At 59.9% G+C, this 17,529-nt stretch carries 17 protein-coding genes and 3 pseudogenes; 5 read left to right on the plus strand and 15 right to left on the minus strand.

Annotated features, from left to right (window positions below):
- Together QA609_RS17825 and QA609_RS17830 are read right to left on the minus strand one after the other, a co-directional pair.
- Positions 1-287, minus strand: a pseudogene (locus tag QA609_RS17825) (hypothetical protein); the annotation flags it as partial.
- Between the two features lie 788 nt (positions 288-1,075).
- A complete protein-coding gene (locus QA609_RS17830) occupies positions 1,076-1,372 on the minus strand; it encodes a HalOD1 output domain-containing protein (RefSeq protein ID WP_278303968.1) in 297 nt (98 codons plus the stop codon).
- A 207-nt stretch (positions 1,373-1,579) separates the two neighbouring features.
- On the opposite strand from QA609_RS17830, the gene QA609_RS17835 reads away from it, so the two are divergent.
- Both QA609_RS17835 and QA609_RS17840 read left to right on the plus strand, forming a co-directional pair.
- The gene (locus QA609_RS17835) at positions 1,580-2,095 is read left to right on the plus strand and encodes a PAS domain S-box protein (RefSeq protein WP_278303969.1); all 516 of its coding nucleotides are present in this window, start codon (positions 1,580-1,582) and stop codon (positions 2,093-2,095) included.
- 1,026 nt (positions 2,096-3,121) lie between these two features.
- Positions 3,122-3,387 (plus strand): annotated as a pseudogene (locus tag QA609_RS17840) (winged helix-turn-helix domain-containing protein); the annotation flags it as partial.
- A gap of 90 nt (positions 3,388-3,477) precedes the next feature.
- On the opposite strand, the gene QA609_RS17845 reads toward QA609_RS17840, so the two are convergent.
- Positions 3,478-3,687, minus strand: a complete 210-nt coding sequence (locus QA609_RS17845; RefSeq protein WP_278303970.1) for a hypothetical protein — start codon at positions 3,685-3,687, stop codon at positions 3,478-3,480.
- Between the two features lie 199 nt (positions 3,688-3,886).
- Between QA609_RS17845 and QA609_RS17850 the strand changes: the two genes are divergently transcribed.
- Positions 3,887-4,648, plus strand: a complete 762-nt coding sequence (locus QA609_RS17850) for a TraB/GumN family protein (RefSeq protein WP_278303971.1) — start codon at positions 3,887-3,889, stop codon at positions 4,646-4,648.
- 191 nt (positions 4,649-4,839) lie between these two features.
- Here the strand turns inward: QA609_RS17850 and QA609_RS17855 are convergent, their stop codons facing one another.
- The 4 genes and pseudogenes from QA609_RS17855 to QA609_RS17870 all read right to left on the minus strand — a co-directional run.
- Positions 4,840-5,058 (minus strand): hypothetical protein, encoded by a 219-nt coding sequence (locus QA609_RS17855; protein ID WP_278303972.1) that lies wholly within the window; start codon positions 5,056-5,058, stop codon positions 4,840-4,842.
- Positions 5,055-5,270 (minus strand): hypothetical protein, encoded by a 216-nt coding sequence (locus QA609_RS17860; protein ID WP_278303973.1) that lies wholly within the window; start codon positions 5,268-5,270, stop codon positions 5,055-5,057. The genes QA609_RS17855 and QA609_RS17860 overlap by 4 nt, the downstream gene beginning before the upstream one ends.
- A 171-nt stretch (positions 5,271-5,441) precedes the next feature.
- Positions 5,442-5,981, minus strand: coding sequence for a hypothetical protein (locus QA609_RS17865; protein WP_278303974.1), 540 nt, complete (start codon positions 5,979-5,981; stop codon positions 5,442-5,444).
- Positions 5,978-6,085 (minus strand): annotated as a pseudogene (locus QA609_RS17870) (hypothetical protein); the annotation flags it as partial. The gene QA609_RS17865 and the pseudogene QA609_RS17870, both read right to left, overlap by 4 nt.
- Before the next feature lie 1,138 nt (positions 6,086-7,223).
- On the opposite strand from QA609_RS17870, the gene QA609_RS17875 reads away from it, so the two are divergent.
- Complete coding sequence (locus QA609_RS17875; RefSeq protein WP_278303975.1) at positions 7,224-7,781, plus strand: PH domain-containing protein; 558 nt, start codon at positions 7,224-7,226, stop codon at positions 7,779-7,781.
- 536 nt (positions 7,782-8,317) lie between these two features.
- Here QA609_RS17875 and QA609_RS17880 read toward each other — a convergent pair.
- The 6 genes from QA609_RS17880 to QA609_RS17905 form a co-directional block, all read right to left on the minus strand.
- Complete coding sequence (locus tag QA609_RS17880; protein WP_278303976.1) at positions 8,318-9,307, minus strand: hypothetical protein; 990 nt, start codon at positions 9,305-9,307, stop codon at positions 8,318-8,320.
- 88 nt (positions 9,308-9,395) lie between these two features.
- Positions 9,396-9,920, minus strand: coding sequence for a hypothetical protein (locus QA609_RS17885; protein ID WP_278303977.1), 525 nt, complete (start codon positions 9,918-9,920; stop codon positions 9,396-9,398).
- 117 nt (positions 9,921-10,037) lie between these two features.
- Positions 10,038-10,745 carry a hypothetical protein gene (locus QA609_RS17890; RefSeq protein ID WP_278303978.1) on the minus strand — a complete coding sequence of 236 codons (708 nt, stop codon included), beginning with the start codon at positions 10,743-10,745 and terminating at the stop codon, positions 10,038-10,040.
- On the minus strand, positions 10,745-11,236 hold the full coding sequence (locus QA609_RS17895) for a hypothetical protein (RefSeq protein WP_278303979.1): 492 nt from the start codon (positions 11,234-11,236) through the stop codon (positions 10,745-10,747). Before QA609_RS17895 ends, QA609_RS17890 begins: the two co-directional genes overlap by 1 nt.
- 402 nt (positions 11,237-11,638) lie before the next feature.
- Positions 11,639-12,712: an AI-2E family transporter gene (locus tag QA609_RS17900; RefSeq protein ID WP_278303980.1), complete on the minus strand. Its 1,074-nt coding sequence runs from the start codon at positions 12,710-12,712 to the stop codon at positions 11,639-11,641.
- 78 nt (positions 12,713-12,790) lie between these two features.
- The gene (locus tag QA609_RS17905; protein ID WP_278303981.1) at positions 12,791-13,426 is read right to left on the minus strand and encodes a metal-dependent hydrolase; all 636 of its coding nucleotides are present in this window, start codon (positions 13,424-13,426) and stop codon (positions 12,791-12,793) included.
- A gap of 124 nt (positions 13,427-13,550) precedes the next feature.
- Here QA609_RS17905 and QA609_RS17910 point away from each other — a divergent pair, with 124 nt between their 5' ends.
- Positions 13,551-14,117: a VTT domain-containing protein gene (locus tag QA609_RS17910; RefSeq protein WP_278303982.1), complete on the plus strand. Its 567-nt coding sequence runs from the start codon at positions 13,551-13,553 to the stop codon at positions 14,115-14,117.
- On the opposite strand, the gene QA609_RS17915 is transcribed toward QA609_RS17910, so the two are convergent.
- Positions 14,106-15,410: a hypothetical protein gene (locus QA609_RS17915; RefSeq protein WP_278303983.1), complete on the minus strand. Its 1,305-nt coding sequence runs from the start codon at positions 15,408-15,410 to the stop codon at positions 14,106-14,108. The two genes, QA609_RS17910 and QA609_RS17915, sit on opposite strands and share 12 nt — an antisense overlap.
- A 138-nt stretch (positions 15,411-15,548) precedes the next feature.
- The gene (locus QA609_RS17920; RefSeq protein WP_278303984.1) at positions 15,549-17,519 is read right to left on the minus strand and encodes a bacterio-opsin activator domain-containing protein; all 1,971 of its coding nucleotides are present in this window, start codon (positions 17,517-17,519) and stop codon (positions 15,549-15,551) included.
- Positions 17,520-17,529: the final 10 nt, after the last annotated feature.

The raw sequence follows: 17,529 nt of genomic DNA on the forward strand, positions 1-17,529 counted from the left end.
GTGTAATATAATCTGTTGTCAAGACTACGGGCTTCTATACGCTCGTGCCAGGCTAACTTTTCCAGTCGAGATGCAACCAACACAGCCCGAGATAATCTAGCAGAATCACCCTCGGTGAGCAACGGTTCAGGAAACACCTCTGGCTTTTCAGCTGCAAGATGTTCCGTGATTTCTGATAGCTTATAGGCCATTTCTGAATTCTTCTGGAGGAACCTCTCGATCTCTACTTCTAAAATATCGACTTGCTTGCTCTTGTCCCACTGATTCGATTCAATATCGATCGGCATAGTATCACTATCCTCTATCTGCGGTATATTAATTCTAGTCTAGTAACAGAATTAATAGGAACGTCCAAATAAGTTAGCCACAGGAGACTTTCATAGATGGTTTTCACCGTTTTGGCATTTTGATGTTTTACTCGAGAAATATAGACCAGTAGTGAGTCATCCCGGAACGCCCTACTGAGTTCCTTTAGTGGGCCAATGAATTTGAGACCGACTCGAGCACCCACTGTGGTTGCAGTTCGTCTGCGTGACTACGGCCCGCTGTAGGTACTGACGCCGCTTGCCCGGGGGAGCAAGCGGTCGCTACCGCCGTTCTGGAGTCGTTGTTCACCATGCATCACGCTGATTAGCTCACCAATTTCACCCATGTATGCTTACAATGATAGAATCATCACATAAGTCCTATTGTGTTTTCAATACAAATTCAAATATCATAAAATCATATCTAACTGACGAGAGGTCCCTCACCATACGACGACTGCTGCCGCAACCGTAGTATGCCCTCTTCGTGCAGGCAGTCGTGCTACCTAGCCTAAGATGCACGCGTCTACGAGATTCCCTCCTGTGTCATCACTCAGAAACGGTGAAGTCGCGGGGGCTTGTTCCCATGGTACTTCACATCGTGGCGATATTGATTCCCTTCGGGAACAGCTCAGTGACGGACAAGCGTTCATCGAAGAGAGTGGGTTCGATCATCGGCTCATGGGTATGTTCGGCCAATCAGCAGCTTCAGCCGAAAAATCGAGACGCTCCTCAAGTTCCTCAAGCGACAGCGGACGTGAATTCGTCCGCTACTGCCCGTCGAACTCTAGAACAGCGATCCGACCGTTACTGCTGGCAACGACTAGGTAGTCCAGTATGCCGAACTCAATCTTTGTCGGTGGTTCATCACTGATCACCGGATCGCCGAGAAGAGAATCGAGTGCCTCGGGATCAATGGACTCGTACAAAAGATCAAGTTCGGTCGGGCTGACACCCTCAGCTACTGCAAGTGCTCGAATGACTGCCTCGCTTGCTTTCTCATTGCACGAATATCGTGTCTGTACCACCGGTTCGTCGCCGTCCCGAGGGTCATGTTCGTTAGCCATTTCGTTCCCCGTTCTAATTGTTTCATATACCCCCTGATCTCGAAGACTGCGCTCTATACGGAGTTTGGAAAGTAACCTGACAGTGGTGTAAGAGGTATTTTATTCTTCTGTTTCCTCATGCGGTTGGCAGCCGATTAACTCCGGTTGTTCGAAAGTACTGTTTCTACCGGCAGAACACATTTGCCTACACTTGATCAAATTCGTCTTATGACAACGACCACACCAGAACTTGAAGACGTAGTAGAGACGGTTGATACAGTCGGTCCACCTGGTACACCGGTGACGACGCCAGAAGTCGCCGACAGGTTCGACTGCACCCAGCGGACTATCTACAACAGACTCGAGACGCTTGTCGATGACGGCGTCCTACAGACAAAGAAGGCCGGGGCCAGCAGCCGTGTATGGTGGCGCCCCGTCGAAAGCGATCCGCCGGGTAGCGAATCCTCACGGGGTCGAGAACAGGTACGCTCCCACTCAGTCTTTGATTCGACAATGGTCGGCGTCATTGTCTGGGGAGACGACATGATGATCACTGACGCGAACGACGCTTTTCTGGAGATGACTGGTTTCGAGTACAAGGAGGTACTGGGTACGTCGTGGCGCGAACTCACGCCCGAAGAATTCTATCAGGAGTCAAAACGACACATCGAACAAGTCGAGCGGACAGGGCCCCAAATCCTACCGAAGAGGAGATCCCACTCTATATTCTATCCCTTTGTTTAAGAGTGAATTCTTGATCTAAATGGTGAGATAGATGTCTAGTTTTATGTGCTATGTTCACAAGCATAACATATGAACGTCATTAGAGCAATGCACCAGGTGCTGTACAACAGTAGAGTTACGATGTACGAATGTCGTGATTGTGGGCAGAATTTCTCTGGGGGCGTTACGGAGTGTCTCAACTGTGGATCGGAGGAGATTGCTGACTACGAACTTAGACAATAAAAAGCAATGTTACGATGATGGTCCGTTGTGTACTTTGATCGTACTCACATACCGCTTTTTACTGTGGAATCTAATTATACGATATGACAAATGCTCCTAAAGGGCAGAGAGGAATTGCCGTCTGTGTCCAGTGTGGAAGAAAGTATGCGGCAAAGACACTCTCGGATGGGGGTGTCAAGCCTATCGGATCACCTAGTGGATGCAAGTCTTGTGGATGTACTGAGTTTAGCCCCTTTTCCCTAGCCGAGACAGATCCTGGTTCCGAAAAAGGAGATCTCCACGGGTGAGTGTTCCTCGATGTTCAACCCTTTGTGAGTACTTATGAGATGAGTATCATCGACAGTGCTTCAGAACACAGACCGACTTGAAATTTCAATAGTAGGACTCTGAGTTAGACTACCGCTGCCTCGAGGGCCCCGTGAATGGATGTGGCTACTTGTGTGTGACATTCTAGAATGTGGCCTCGTCTATCTCTTCCCAAGCTCGCGGATCCGTTGGGCTAAGATGATGGCCAGCGAGCATCCGTGAAGAGCTCGACCGGCGATCATCATCGTCGAAGTAGTGCCTCGTGTTCCCGCATTCGGCGCAAATCGTTTTCGTCCAGACCAAGTCGTTCGCCGAGACCGACTACGGTTCGTTCGCGTACTCGTACTGCCGGCCAGGATAGTACTCGCGGATCTCGTCGCCGTCTTCGTCCTGGACCTCGTAGGCGTACGCCTGCAGACTGAGCGACGGCAGGTCGGGCTCGATGGCCGGATCGCTTGACGGGCTCTTTTCGCCTCGGGCGGCGTGCTCGGGACAAGTATGAAGCTCCGGCAGCCTACTGACTTCCTGATCCTCGAGGAACTCGAAGAGAAAGGACGCAACGTCGCGACAAACTTAGCGCACCATACCGGAAAGTCCCGCAAGAACGTCAACACGAGACTTCCCCTGCTTGAAGACTACGGTCTTGTTCAGAAGATCGGACCGCTGAGCAGTCTGGTCTGTACGAGATTACGCGGTTAGGAAAAGCAGCGATTATCCACCAAGCCGAGTACGACGACGCTGACGACTTCGAATCACTCATCGAATATCCTTTGGTCACTGTTGATCGGCCTATGAAATCCAATCGGAGGTTGGGACTGTGGCCTTATCCAGAACCTGGTTTGAAAGCTGACTTCTCACCGAAAGTAGAGAGCGTATATCATGATGGCAAGGCCGAACGCAAGGCTTCCGCCGACAACGACGATCAGTGCGAGTGACTGATCGGCGCGCAGGAGGGCAAGGATGAGTATCGTGTATGCTGCGTATATTATCGTAAGAGCGACGCCAAACCAGAGCCACCGGGTCTGTTCGGAAGCATCCGTCTCCCCTCTCTCATCAGTGCTCATTCGTAGTGCTTCTCGTATTCGCACCCGACTCTCGTGTAGCTTACCTACCACAGCGGGTGTCCTGGCCCGGCTGTAACGCACGAACTTCGATACCGCCGCCGCTATGCACCTACACGATGACCGCCGTTCGAGACGCCCGCGTCAATCGGGGGCACCGAGTACTGGGTTCAAGGCGCTGCGAAGTGAGCGTATTGCCAGCATGTCTGTTCAGGGCTCCATCACGTTCGTACCGAGCGTCCACTTCTCGCCAACACACTGCCGCCGGGTCCGCGAGACGATTCGCGCGGAAGCCCCCGATCTCGTCGCCGTCGAACTCGACGAGTTCCGGTTCGAACACCTCGACCGCGGCCGACGACCGACCTCCGCCGATGTCACACAGGTCTTCCCGTCGACACCGGCAGCTGCCACCTACGGAGCCATTACAGCGCTCCAGCGAACCGTTGTCCGGCTTTCCGGGCTTGACCCGGAGACGACCGACATGGAGGCTGCCATCGAGACGGCAGCTGAACTGGACACCGAGATCGCACTCATCGACGAGAGGATTGCGGAGACGCTCGCCGAACTCAGCGCGCGGGTGGGCCTTGAGACGCTCCCGAAGTTCTGCCTGCGGATACAGCGGGTGGGACCACAAACGCAGGCCGCCCAGATCGAGGCGCTCACGCGGCCGGTCGGCGAGATCGAACACGGCGACGATGTCCAGCCCGCAATTGACCAGTTGCGGCAGTTGCTTCCCGAGGTTGCCGAGGTCATGATTGACCGGCGTGACCGAGCGATGGCCCAACGACTCCACCGGCTTCGTCGCGAGGGCAACGACGTGGTCGCGGTCATCGGCGCCGGCCACCACAACGGGATCCAACACGCCCTCGAAGAACTCGAGGAAGGGGATATCGACCCCGATCCGGAAATCTCGCTTCCGATCCGCTCGTCCATAAAAACGGTCGTTCGGATTCCGATCGACTGACCCTCGGCGACAGTGTCTCGGCCATCCTCGTCGGCGGACGACTAGCGGTTTCGCTCCTATCGCTACTTCTGGTGGTTCGACGGCGGCACTATCTCTCCACCACATGTCAGTTCCAAAACTCGCCTCCCATACTACATAGACCTCCACCTACGGTCCTGCTATGGCGACGAAGACGAGACAGATGGCCTCTATCACTCGAATTTCGTGTTGACGTCGCGACCACCGAACTCGCGTTGTTCGACAGCACGGTACGCCGAGAGGAGACCACGGTCCTGGATGCCGCGGATCCGTGCTATTGGGAGATAATGCTCAGACGAGGAGAGAAACCGCGCCGGATCCTCGCCCATGTCCTCGTCGATTTCCGGATACTGCGGTCGGTCAGACGTCGCCGCTTGTATCGGGACGCTCACGTCCGCTTGACCACCCCGTTGAAGACGTAGATCCGACCAGTGTTCTCGAGTTCGTCGAACGAAGCGAGAACCGTCTCACAACTGTAGCCTGTTTCATCGATGATCGCTTCGATCAGGAACTGCTTCGTCCACGTGCCTCGAGAAAGCCGAGTGAGGATCTCTTCTCCCGGAGTTCGAGTGTTCGCTTCCGTCGGTGTGTGTTGGGAGTCCATTGAACTTGTTCACCACAGGCCGACGGCGGGTCGAACTCCCCCGTTCTCTCCGAGAGAGAGCCGAGAGCGAACACACCCGCCGCTAATCGTTTGATGATTAACACTACTACTGCAACAAGATTTTAGCCGAATGAAAGGGCGGTGGGATACCTCGTTGGAAAGAACCCATCTCTACCGCCCCCCTCCCTCGGTGCTTGTGGTGAACTTGTTCACAGCCTCTGGATCGCTGTGAAGTGCTTCAAAATCGATGACGATCGCCTTCGTCTGTTTCCCGTCGTCGATTTCGATGCTCCCGAACTGACGCTCTCTGGCTTCGCTCCGCGTGAGGATCCAGTAGTGTTGTTCAGGAAGATCCTCGATTAGATCGTAGGCGTAGCGTCGTGAGACGCCGGTTACCGTCACGATCTTCGCGGCGTCCATCACGACTGCGGGCTGCTCGCCGGTGCGATTGTTCTCGGCGCCGGCGACAATCTGGCGGACCTTTCCGTTCTTGCTGCTCGAGCCGTCCTCGAGGACGTCCATCCGTGCTTCGAGGGAATCGAGGCGGGCGCGGAGTTCGTTGTTCTCGTCTTCGAGTTCGCTAACGCGGTCGTCAGTGTTCTCGAGCCAACTGGAGAACGCATCCAGTCGTGCCTCGAAGTTGTTAACGCGATCGCGAAGCGAGTCGACCAACTCCTTCACGTCCTCGGCGCTGCGAGGGGCGACGCTCATCGAACCACCTCGTGAACACCGAAGGTACGCCGGCAGTTGCGACACTCCCAGCGTGAGCGATCGTCCTCGAGGCGCCAAGCCTCGGGCAGGATCCAGCCACACTCGGGACAGTCGGGCTCGTACGCGCTCGGCGATCAGCCGATCGACAATAGACGCGCAGATGAGCGACATCCGAAGGATGTGTTCGGTACTGGGATCGACGACAGAGAGAATGTACCAGCCGCCGGCATCGACGAGTCGCTCGTGGTTCGCGCGCGCGATCCACCAACTGGCCTCTGCGCGACTCGTATCGAACCCAGCAGGACTTACACTCGATCGGATCGCCGGTGTCGACGGACCGAGCAGCGACGCTGAAGGGCTCTGTCGCGACGAAATCGCACCAGTCGTCTCGTCGGCCGCGGTCATCAGCAATCGGCTTGAGTGGCCACTGACGGCAACTCTCGTCTTCGACGTCCAGGCCGCGCGCGCGGTTGTCGGTGACGGACGCGGACGTCATGCTCCACCCCCCGCTGCCGCAGCTCGAGGACGCTGTAGAGTCCTATCTGCTATATCGTTGTGACTACGTGTTTTTGCTCGAGGCCCGCAAACACCCGCTTCTAGGGGTGTTTTTACGCGGGCATGTAAATAATCTGATGAGTGCCCCCGGGGAGGGCACTGCAGTTCGACCGAACGGACGGCGGACCGGAAGAACGGGTCCCGGAGACGAACGTCCTCACTGTCTGGCCCGATGGGCCGCTGTATCTCAGCGGCGATATCGAGATCGTAACCCCGGACGAGACGACGGCACTCGAGGACACGCGCGTCGCGCTGTGCCGGTGTGACGCGTCGGAAAACAAACCGCTCCATGACAACAGCCATCTCGAGGCTGATTTCCGGGTGCCCGGAGCAAAGAACGCCTCCGGTCGGGCGCGCAACCGACGACGGCGTACTCGCGGTTGCTCCGAGACTCGACGGACTGGTTCGGCTCCAGGGCCAGTTCGAAACTCGCGACGAGGACGGGACGGAGACCGTTCGTGATTCTTCTATCGCGCTTTGTCGGTGCGGTGCCTCGGAGAGCAGGCCGTTCTGTGATAGATGACACGACGGGGTCCGCTTTTCCAGCGACGCGTAGTTACGGCCGTTCGATCTCGAGGCTGTAGATACCGGATGGCCACCGGAGGCCCCGACAACAACCCACCAGCAGTCGAGAGATGACCGCATCGTCCGAAAGGACCAGTATCGAAGAGATGAAACGGGATACCAATGGAGGAAACGCACGAGTCCTACGACGACCTCGCGGCCGCGGACTGGCTTCACCTGACCGACGACGAGCAGGTTCAGTGGGCGGGGCGTCCGTCGTGGCTCACGATCGCAGCCTCAGTCGCGTTCGGCGTCGGTCTCGCGGTGGTCGGGATCGTCCTTACCGTCTGGCTTTCGGGGGTTATCACCGGCGAGAGCGTCCCGTCGTGGGTAGCCTATCTGCCGTTGGTGCTGGTCCTGGCGGGCGCCGGACAGGTAGGCGCGACGTACCTCAACTGGATCCGGCTGCTGTACGTCATCACCGACGAGGAGATCTACGTCAAACACGGGCTCATCTCTCGAGACGTCACGCAGGTTCGTCTCGACAGGGTCCAAAACACCGCGTACAACCAGTCGGCGCTCGAGCGAACGCTCTCGTTTGGCGACGTCGTGGTCTACACGGCCGGAACGTCGACCGACGACGTCACTTTCCGCAGCGTTCCGAATCCGGAGCGAGTCAAGCGAACGCTTACGCACCTGCTGAGCAAGAGCCGGACGCCCCAACCCCGCGACGATCTCTGAGAGGGCGACCGCGGTTCGCACTCGCGGGACCGCCCGGGAGCCGAAACGCGAGGAGTTTTACCCTCTAATCGATCGGACCTCCGGACCGACGCCTGCTCGATCGCGAACCCGCCCTGACCGGTCGGACCCGGCCGGAGACGGCTACGTGTCGGGACGAAAGAGGGCGCAGTTCGGACACCAGACGGAACTGTCGGCCCGAGCGATCTTTCGTCCACCGCACTCGGTACACGGGTCGGTCGCGTATTGAACCATGTAATACGAACGACACCACGCGGTAATATGCTTTCCGTAAGACACTCACACACACACGTCGAACCGTCTCGAGTCCCTACCGAGCCGGCGGGACGACGCAAGTGAGAGCGAGGACGTGACGGCGGACGGCGCTTTCGACCCTCGACGCGGACCGAGTCCGTTTCCCGTTCCGAACGGATCGAGTACGTCGGCGGGTGGAGTCGGAGAATTCATCGGAAACACGGTGTCGGTCCCCCGCAGTCCTCGATGGTCCGGCTCGGACACCTACCGTCCCGCGAGTCGTTTCAGGTGGGTTCCTCCCTCGGTACGTCGCCCTCCGACGGATCACCGGTCGGGTAGCTCTCCGCTTCCTCGGCGTCGGCCTTCGCCGTCAGTTCCCGGAACTTCTTCGAACGGCCCTCGAGGAACTCGACCGTTTCGCTGTCCGGCGTCAGCTCGCGGGACTCGATCAGGAACGTCGTGATCACGACGGTCTTTACCCAGGGTCTGAGCACGCCGAGGTAAACCGTCAGGCCGATCGCGGCGATGCCCAGCCAGCCGAGTATCTCGAACGTCGGCGAGAGGCTCCCGAAGACGGTCGCCAGCGGCGTCAACGCCAGTAACATGACGAACGCCGCCACGTACATCGCGAGGATGATAAGCAGCGTCGAGCCGAGGATCGACTTCCAGGTCTTCGCGTAGAGGACGACGCCATCCCGGGCCGCTCGCCAGTTGTTTTCCTCCTCGGCGATGAAGACGTAGGCGATGATCGCCTCGTCGATGTACGACGCCGCGAGCCCGATCGCCTTTCGAAGGACGGTGAGGATGTTCTTCAGCGTCGGAACGAAGCTCACCAGATTCGATAGCGAAATGGCGGTGTTGTTGAACTGCCGGATCGCCGCCTTCACCAGCTGATCCACGACGAACAGGGCGTTGGCCTCCTTGAAGTGCGATTTCACCTGTCCGGTGCCGAACGCGAGCTGGTTTCGCGGCGTCTCGCCCGTATCGACGATGTGAGCGATGACGGCGACGTGGCCAGCCGCGACCATGTAGAGGACGTACCGACGGGCAAAGCGCATCGCGGCCAGGAAGATCAGGGTCGCGACGAGCAATCCGATCCCACCGATCGGTCCGGAGACGGTCCCCGCGTCAAGCAGCGTCAGCACCAGCCAGCCGACGACGCCGAAGTAGACGACGGTAACGAGCCCGAACAGCAGACCGACGGCGATCCGTAGTGCGACGAACGGGAGCGTCCTGAGGAAGACGCGCGTCGCCTTCAGGAAGTACAGCACCATCGCTACGCCCTCCGTTGGGTCGCTGATGACGACGAGGACTCCCTCACCGAAGTCGGCGTGCGGTTTCGCACCATCGATGTCTCTCGTGTTAACATGCTATCTCCCAGGTTACCTCCCCACCGTCGGGGTCGTATGCCACGTCGTCGTTCATCAGGGACGAGGGCTCGAGGTGGATGCTGCCCGACGTGCCGCTGCCGAGTTCGAACTCGATCTCGTCGACGGTCGTCCGGGCGTCGTACGCTTCCACTTCGCCGATCGTCTCGTTCGGGTCGCCGGTCGGAAACGAGAGGTGGACCTCGACGACATCGGATTCGGCTGGATCGTGACGTTCGACCCAGAACTCGATCTCGTCATCCACGTCTCGGTGGCGAATCATCTCGTTTTCCGGTGGAAAGGTCCTGCTCGCCTCGCACGAAGCGTCGTCGTAGGTGTACGTCTCGCCGAGGAACACGATTTCGGCGGTTCCGACGCTCCCGTCGCTCCCGTCGTCGTTGCTCACGTCGCTCGACCCCTCGGTTTCGTCATCGTCGTCCGTCGACTCGTCGCTCGCCACCTCGGCCTCGTCGCCGTTGCCCGCGGTATCGTCCTCGTCCCCGCTAAGGCAGCCGCTCACGACCGGAATGCTCGCGACCCCCAGTGCTCGAAGAACCGTTCGTCGATCGAACACCGCTGTATCTATTTGCCTCGTTGTCGTCATCGTCTTCGTGATTCGGTTGTTTTCATCCGTCTCTCAGCTCCCGTCACCCGGTGCGTCGTACTCGAGCAGCTCCATCTCGAGCAGTTGCGCGCCGCTCTCGTCGTGGTACGCGACGAACGCCGGAAACGCCAGGTCGGGCGAGAGACAGCTCTCGTGGACCACCGCGCCGTCGATCTCGGTCGTGGTCACGTAACACTCCCGTCCGACGTAGGAGGCGGTGTCATCGACCGCGTACCGGAAGCTTCCCTCGTCGGTCGCGACGCGCCACTCGTAGCCGACGTAGACGCCCTCGTCGGCGACAACGTACGGCGAGTGCAGCCCCGAGCCGATGAAGATCGCGGCCGGCGTCGTCATCAGCTCCGAGAACACCTCGTCCTGAGTGCCGGTTACGGTCCGAGCGAACTCGTCTCCGCTCTCGAACGCCAGCTCGGTGTCGACGGTGAGTCGATCCTCGCCCGCGTCCTCGACGATCCAGCTGAAGGTTCCGGGACCGTCCTCCTGGGAGTCGAGACGATACTCGTAGCGCTCGCCCGGTTCGAACTCGTACAGCCGCCACTCCTCGTCGGTTTCCGGCGGCTCTTCGGGCGTCTCGACGTCTATCCCCGTTCGATCCCGAAACTCGTCGCTTGCCCGGTCGCTGGCCTCGCTTCTCGCTCGGTCCGTGATGTCGTCGACACTGAGACAGCCGCTCAGCGCGGTGAGTCCGGCGACCGCCACGAACGAGCGCCGGCGCACTCCCATCAGACGTACCTCTCTGCGATCTCACCGGCGACGGGGAGGGCGTATCGCTCACCCGTAACCGCCTTGTACGTCAGCAGTACCCAGAGGATGAACCCGAGCGGAGCGAGCACCAGGAACGTCAGCATCGAGATCGCCAGCGAGAGCATCCAGCCGACGAACGGCAGGAATTCGAGAACGAACCCCATCATGAACACGCCCATCCCGACGGCGAAGAAGCCGCCGAAGACGACGATGCTCTGTGCGGCATGGAAGCGGACGAACTCGTTTCGATCCTCGAGGAGGTAGAACAGCACCGCAATGAACGGTGCGAACAGGTAAACGAGCGCTCCCGCAACGTTCTCGCTGAGGCCGCCGACGACGGTGCTGTCTTCGGCATCCACATCCGAATCGGCAACTGTCGGCTCCGCGTCGGAAGATCCCGGCTCCGTCGCGATCGCGTTCGAGTGATCGGTTCCCAGCTCCCCATCGATTTCTGTGTTATCGGTTGACATGTAATTGCCTCCTGATTCTTCCCCGGACCGTCTCTCGTCGACGAACGTGTAGGGAAGACGTTCACGCTGCGTTACTCTATTGAATCTTCCCACTGAGAAGCGTTATCACATAATACGACGTACCGATCCCGTTTTAGGTATGATAACGATCGACCTCGCACAGTTCTCGTCCGACATATGAAGGTATTCGATTCTTATCCGTGCGTCCTCGAGCCGTTCGTTACAGGCTTCCGAAACGGCGAAACTCGCGCTCGAGGGGGGCTGTTCTACGGTGGCCCCGCTGTCGGCCGAGATCGGTATCGCAGTCGCTGACAGTCAGCGCATGCCGGGTTGCACGACTGTTGCACAATCGGTATGCAACCGATTTCAATTGTTGCTACGTTCGGGCGGTGAGAAAGTGGCTCAATCCGATGGAGCGTTTCGCTCTCCGGTATCGGAGGTGTGTGCTTCGCTGAAAACTTCGAGCACGGCCTTGAGCGTCGCCAGGAGGACCGGTCCGAGTATCAGTCCCAGGAAACCGAAGAGATAGAGCCCGCCGATCACCCCAACGAGAACGGTTCCCGGATGCACGCCGGATCCGATATCGACCAGGAAGGCTCGCAGGTAGTTATCCACGATCGAGAGGACGGTAACGCCGTACGCCAACAGGAGCAGTGCACCGACGGGGTCGCCGATGAGGAGAAGATAGCCGACGATCGGCATCCAGACCAGCCAGATTCCGATCGCGGGCAGGAAGGAGACGACGACCATCACAACCGACCAGAACGCGACGTTCGAAACGCCAATGAGGTAGAGTCCGATTCCGCCGAGTATCCCCTCCGCGAGCGCGACGAGGACGTGACTGATCAGTACGGCCCACGTGACGCCCTCGATCTCGGCGACCAGCTCCGTTCGAGTCTCGTCTTCGATCGGTGCGACCGCACCGATCCAGCCGACTAACCGCCGCCCGTCGACGAGGAAGTAGTACAACAGAAAGACCAGCACCAGAAGTCCCAGACCGACGCGAAAGCTCGTATCGATCAGTCCGATCAGCTCCTGGAGGACGAACTCGGCGCCTCGCTCGAGGAGCCCTTCGACCTCCGTGTTCAGGAACTGCTCTCCTTCGGCGACGATCGCGTCGTCGATCCCCAGCTCGCGGGCCGTCTCCTGAATCGTCTCAGTGATCGCTATGTCGTCGACCTCCTCGAGGAAGGAGAGAACCGTCCGAAGAACGATGCCGGAGACGATGAGTAGCGGCAGGATGGCGGCAACGACGCCGAAGAAGGTTACGAGACCCGCCGATATCCGCGGCGAAATCGTGAGCGCCCGTCCTCGAATCGTGACCGTTCGAGCGGCGAGGCGGTCGTGAACCGGAAATAGAATGAACGCAAGCAGCGCGGCGGCGATGATATACTGTAGTAGCGGGAGCAAAAGCAGGGCGCTGATCCCACCGAGAAGGGCGACGAGAAACAGCATAAACACGACGCGGAGATCCATACCCACCCATTCCGAAACGACCTATTTAGCCGTTAATACTTCAGCAGGTGATCGGAACGATACTCCGATATCGGCCCGCTAGCGTCTCGTCGTTCTCGTCTCGGATTCGAGGTCTTCCAGGTATCGGTTCGGGACGTAGGGTTGGACGCCCGTCGGTATTCGCCGAGCGACGACAGCCGCGAGATCCGCGAGACGACGCCTGAGCGCGGTGTAAACTGCCGCGACGGCGACGGTACTGAACACGAGCCACTGGAACACTCCCTCGAGCGTGTACAGAAGGGGGAGCGCGAGCGTTACCGAGAGCATCAGATCCGCCGGCGAGCCGTCGTATCGAACCAGGCGACGTGGCGGAATCCAGGTCCGACGGTAGTGATCGTACACCGCCCTGTCGGACGTCCCCTCCCACGGGCGCAACTCGAGTCCGCTCCCGAGGACGTCGGTCGCACAGTGGAGGGCGGCTGCGAGCAGAAAGACGGCGACGGCGACGGTCACTCCCGTCGGAACGAGTACCGCGACGCCGATCGCGAGGACGGCAAGCACGCTGTAGTACACCGGAAAGTGGAGGGTTTTGCGGTGGCCGGCGTACATATCGAGGTCGGGAAATATCCCTCCGACCAGTCCCGCGCCGAGCGCCAGGGGAGCAAACTCCGGAGCGACGACTAGCAACGGCAGCGCGAGTGCCATGCCGCCGAGAGCGTGAGTCGGGAGCATCATAGTGTCCCTCCTAAAGGGACAGAAAGGCTTCAATGTATCGGGTAACCTGTTCGACCCGTCTCGACGGAAAAGCAGTACCGCCTCCAAACTCCTATATGAGGGTGGTGAGAAGGGAGCGGACGAGATGCCTCTCGATACGACGCTGGCCGAGTTGGTGCTTACAATCGGTCCGCCGGTGCTCGTGTTGTTGTACTTCCTCGAGGGGCTGTGGATCGGGAAGCTCCTCCACCCGTCCGTTCTCCTGATTCTGTATCTCGTCGTTACGGAAGCCGGACTGCTGGTTACGGCCGTGGTTTCCGCCCTCTGTGTCGTTTCTGCGACGGCGGGACAGTGGGTTCTGTACGAGGGCTTCAGAGGTGAGCACGAGGACAGAAATCAAGCCAGTCGCGTCGTTCAATACATCGACCGGATCCCGATCGTCGTCAGACGTCGCCTCGGTCGCAAACGGATGTCGTTTATCAACCGCCAGTTCGACCGGTACGGCGGGAAAGCGATCTGCGTCTCGAACGCGACTCCCGGGCTCCGAGGGCTGATGACGGTCGTTGCCGGGTTGAACGGCTACCCGCGGCACCGATTCGTACTCCTCTCGGCGATCGGGAACGCGATATACATGGTGATTCTCGTCGCGGTCGCGAACGGTCTGTTGGAGGCCATCGACTTCCTCCCGGAGTACGATCTCCTACGAATCTGATTCGTCGACATCGAACCGGCTCTCGAGTTGCTCCGCGAGACTCTCGGAAACGTCCGTGAGGTACACCGTTCCCCACGTCGCGACGATGATCGCACCGAGCGTGTTGAACAGCATATCGACGATCGTATCGTCGATTCCGTGTTGTGCCAGCACGGGCTCGATGCCTAACAGGAGCGCGCCTTGATCGACGAAGAACTCGAAAATCTCCCAGACGACACCCATCGAGAGCACGAATACGACGGTGAACGCGAACAGCGCCCACCGCGGAAGGTGAATATCCCGCCCGTGGAGGTGGATCGCTCGAAGGGTGGCGTAGCCCGCAGCCGCGACGACGGTTGCCGACAGCGTGTGCGTCAGGTTATCCCAGCGAGCGATCGCGTCGTACAGTCCGGCGGTACCGAGCGCGTGTAGAAAGACGGCGCTCGTCACCCACAGTGCGAGTCCGGGTTCGACCGCGATGTGGTAGTCTCGGTCCAGTACCGCCGGGATGAAAGTGATGATCAGCGCGATTGCGGCGTTGGTCACGACGGGGAGTTGGAGGTTCCAGATACCGTAGACGAGAACGCCGACAAGAACGAACTGCATCAGTCGCACCAGCCGGATCTGTCGTCGCTTCGCGATTCCCAATCGCTCGCTGAGAACGACTCCCTCGACGTCTTCGTCCTCGGTTCGGGACGTCGAGCAAGCGGCCATTCGAGGCGATGCACGCGCGCCTGCGGTACGGAAGTACCAGTAGAAAATCGCGCCCGCGAGGAGTCCGGCGATAGTCGCATAGATGAACTCGATCATCACCGCCGCGTTGATCGCGTCCTGGGTCCGCCCGTCGAGCAAGAACGACGTTCCGAACAGAACGTCCGAAGCCCAGCGAACGATGTTCAACAGGCCGCTCATAGCGAGGGTAAACAGCACGGTGAGGGTGATAGCAAACCACGGAACGAGGCGGAGCGATGTGAACCGGTGTAGTTCGACCGCCATCAGCAGTCCCAGCGTGGCAAGTGCCAGACTCGGGACGACGGTCGTCAACAGCGGTCTCGGTGCGAACGCCTCCCAGAGGACAGGTAGACATATCAGTCCAACGAAGTACCACGGCGGCATCAGCGTCGGATCGCGGAACTTGACCGCCGGAGCCGTGATTACGACGATCGCAATGCTACTGAACAGTACCGATTCGTACCGGGTAAGGAAGAATCCGCCGACGAAGGTCGCACCCAGTACGGCGAGGAACAGCCACGAGAGTGCCGTGTTTCGCGAGGACTCGACGAACAACGCCGTGAGCCTGTCGACTTCACTCATCGATACTCGGGTTCGGACGACCTTCACCGCACGGTGACTCGTGAACGACCATACTGACACCACCGTTTTTCCGACCTAAAGAAACCTCGTTTCGAACCGTCCAGGATCGTTCGGTCGACGGTTCGAGGCCGCCGGCCGCTACTCGTCGTAAAACGCCGCGAACACCTTCTGCTGGGCCGCACGCAGGTGCTGCAAGTACGTCGAGTGAGAGATTCCTAGGACGTTTGCGATATCCGTTGCGGACGAGCGACGCGGCTGCTCGAAGTAGCCGTGGCGGTAGGCCGCCTCGAGTGCGACCGCCTGCTTTTCGGTCAGCGCGCTCGTATCGACCGTGAGTCCTCCGGCGTGATCCCCCCACTCTCGTTCGGCGAGTGACTGTACCGACACGTTCCCGTACCGGTCCTCGAGGCGGTCGATCAGCGCGCCGAGGTTCTCCCTCGAGGGGAGCTCGATCCGAAGCACGGCGTGGTCGGCGGTGACCTGCGTCGATCGAACGCGCGCGTTGAACGGAGCGAGCGTCGACTCCGGAGTCTCCCCGCTGACCGTCAGTCGGAACGAACCGGGGTCGGTCTGTCGGACCGGAACGATGGCCCGGACGATCGGATGATCCGCGGCGGCGTCGCGAAACATCTCGGAAGCGCCGCCGTGGAGGGTGACGTACTGGACGACTTCTCCACCGCCGTCCGAGTAGGTGCTGTGGACGGTCACCTCCGGCATGGACGCGTCGCCTCCGGCGACGGCAGCGATCTCGCTCAGGTAGTGCGTTCCGTCCCGGAGTTCGATCCGAGCCCCGACCCCGTGGTCGGCCGCAAGCGCCTTCCGGGCGTCCATGTGGTGGATCGCGTAGCCCACGGTCGCCGTGAGATCGCGGAGGAACTCGCGCTCGGCGTCGTCGATTGCGTCGGGTTCGGTTTGGTAGGCCGCGAGGACGCCGTAGGTGACGTCCTCGTAGCCGACCGGAAGCGCGATCGCCGTCCGAAACCCACGCTCGAGGGCCAGTCCCCGCCAGTCGGTCGGAAACAGCGCCTCGAGATCGGGGATCAGCTGCGTCGTCCCGGTTCGGGCCGCCCAGACGCTGGGCTCGCACTCGTGCTCCGCTCGCTCGAGCGAGAGTTCGACCTCGTCGACGTACCCCCGGTCTCCGGCGACGGCGCGTGGCTGGAGCGTCCTGTCGACGACCGTTCCGAACCAGACGAGGTCGTACCCCTGGTCGGCGAGTTCGGTGACGACGGCGTCCTCGAGCTCCTCCCGGCTTCGCGACGCGACGAGCGCCCGCTGGAGGTGTCTGTTCAGGTTTCGCTCCCGGCGGTGGCGCACCTCCTTCAGTCGTTTCGCCGTAACGTCCCTGATCGAGAGCATCGTTGCCGGGGTGTCGTCGTACACGAGTTCACACCCCGTGTACTCGCAGTGAGCAGTCCCCTCACCGGTCACCAACCGAAAGCGGTGGACGTCATCCGTGAGGATTTCCCTGTCGATCCCGCGAAACCGTTCCCGGTCGGCCTCGTGGACGAAGGTTTCGACGAACGAGGTGTCGACGAGGTCGTCGACGCTCGAGTCGGTGAGTTCGGCGAAGCGCTCGTTACAGAACAGGATCCGACCGTTTCGGAGGATCACGATCGCGTCGCGGCTCTGCTCGATCACGGTCCGGTAGCGCTGTTCACTGTCCTCGATCGCTCGCCGCAGTGTGTGGCGTTCGACTGCGTTCCGGATCTTGCCGGCCAGAACGGGTGTCTGGTCGATCTTCGGATCCTTCGGTAGGTAGTCGGTTACGCCGGCGTCGATGGCCCGCGTCGCGATCGTCTCGCTTCCTTCGCCCGTGACGAGGATGACCGGCAGCTCCGGACGATGCTCTCGAACACGCTCTACAAGTTGGATCCCGTCGGCTTCCGGCATCCGATAGTCGACGACGAGACAGTCGTGGTCCGCCCCCTGAAGCGCGGAGAGCGCCTCGTTCGCACCGAGGGCCAGCTCGACCCGGAACGACGGATCGTGCTGCTCAAGTTCGTCCGTCATAAACGTCGCCCACCGCTCGTTGTCGTCGACGAGCAGCACCTCGATCCGCTCGAGGGACGGTTCTATCCGGTCGTCGTCGGCTGCACGTTCAGTCATCCGACCACCC

The organism is Natronococcus sp. A-GB7, from assembly GCF_029688865.1.
GTDB lineage: Archaea > Halobacteriota > Halobacteria > Halobacteriales > Natrialbaceae > Natronococcus.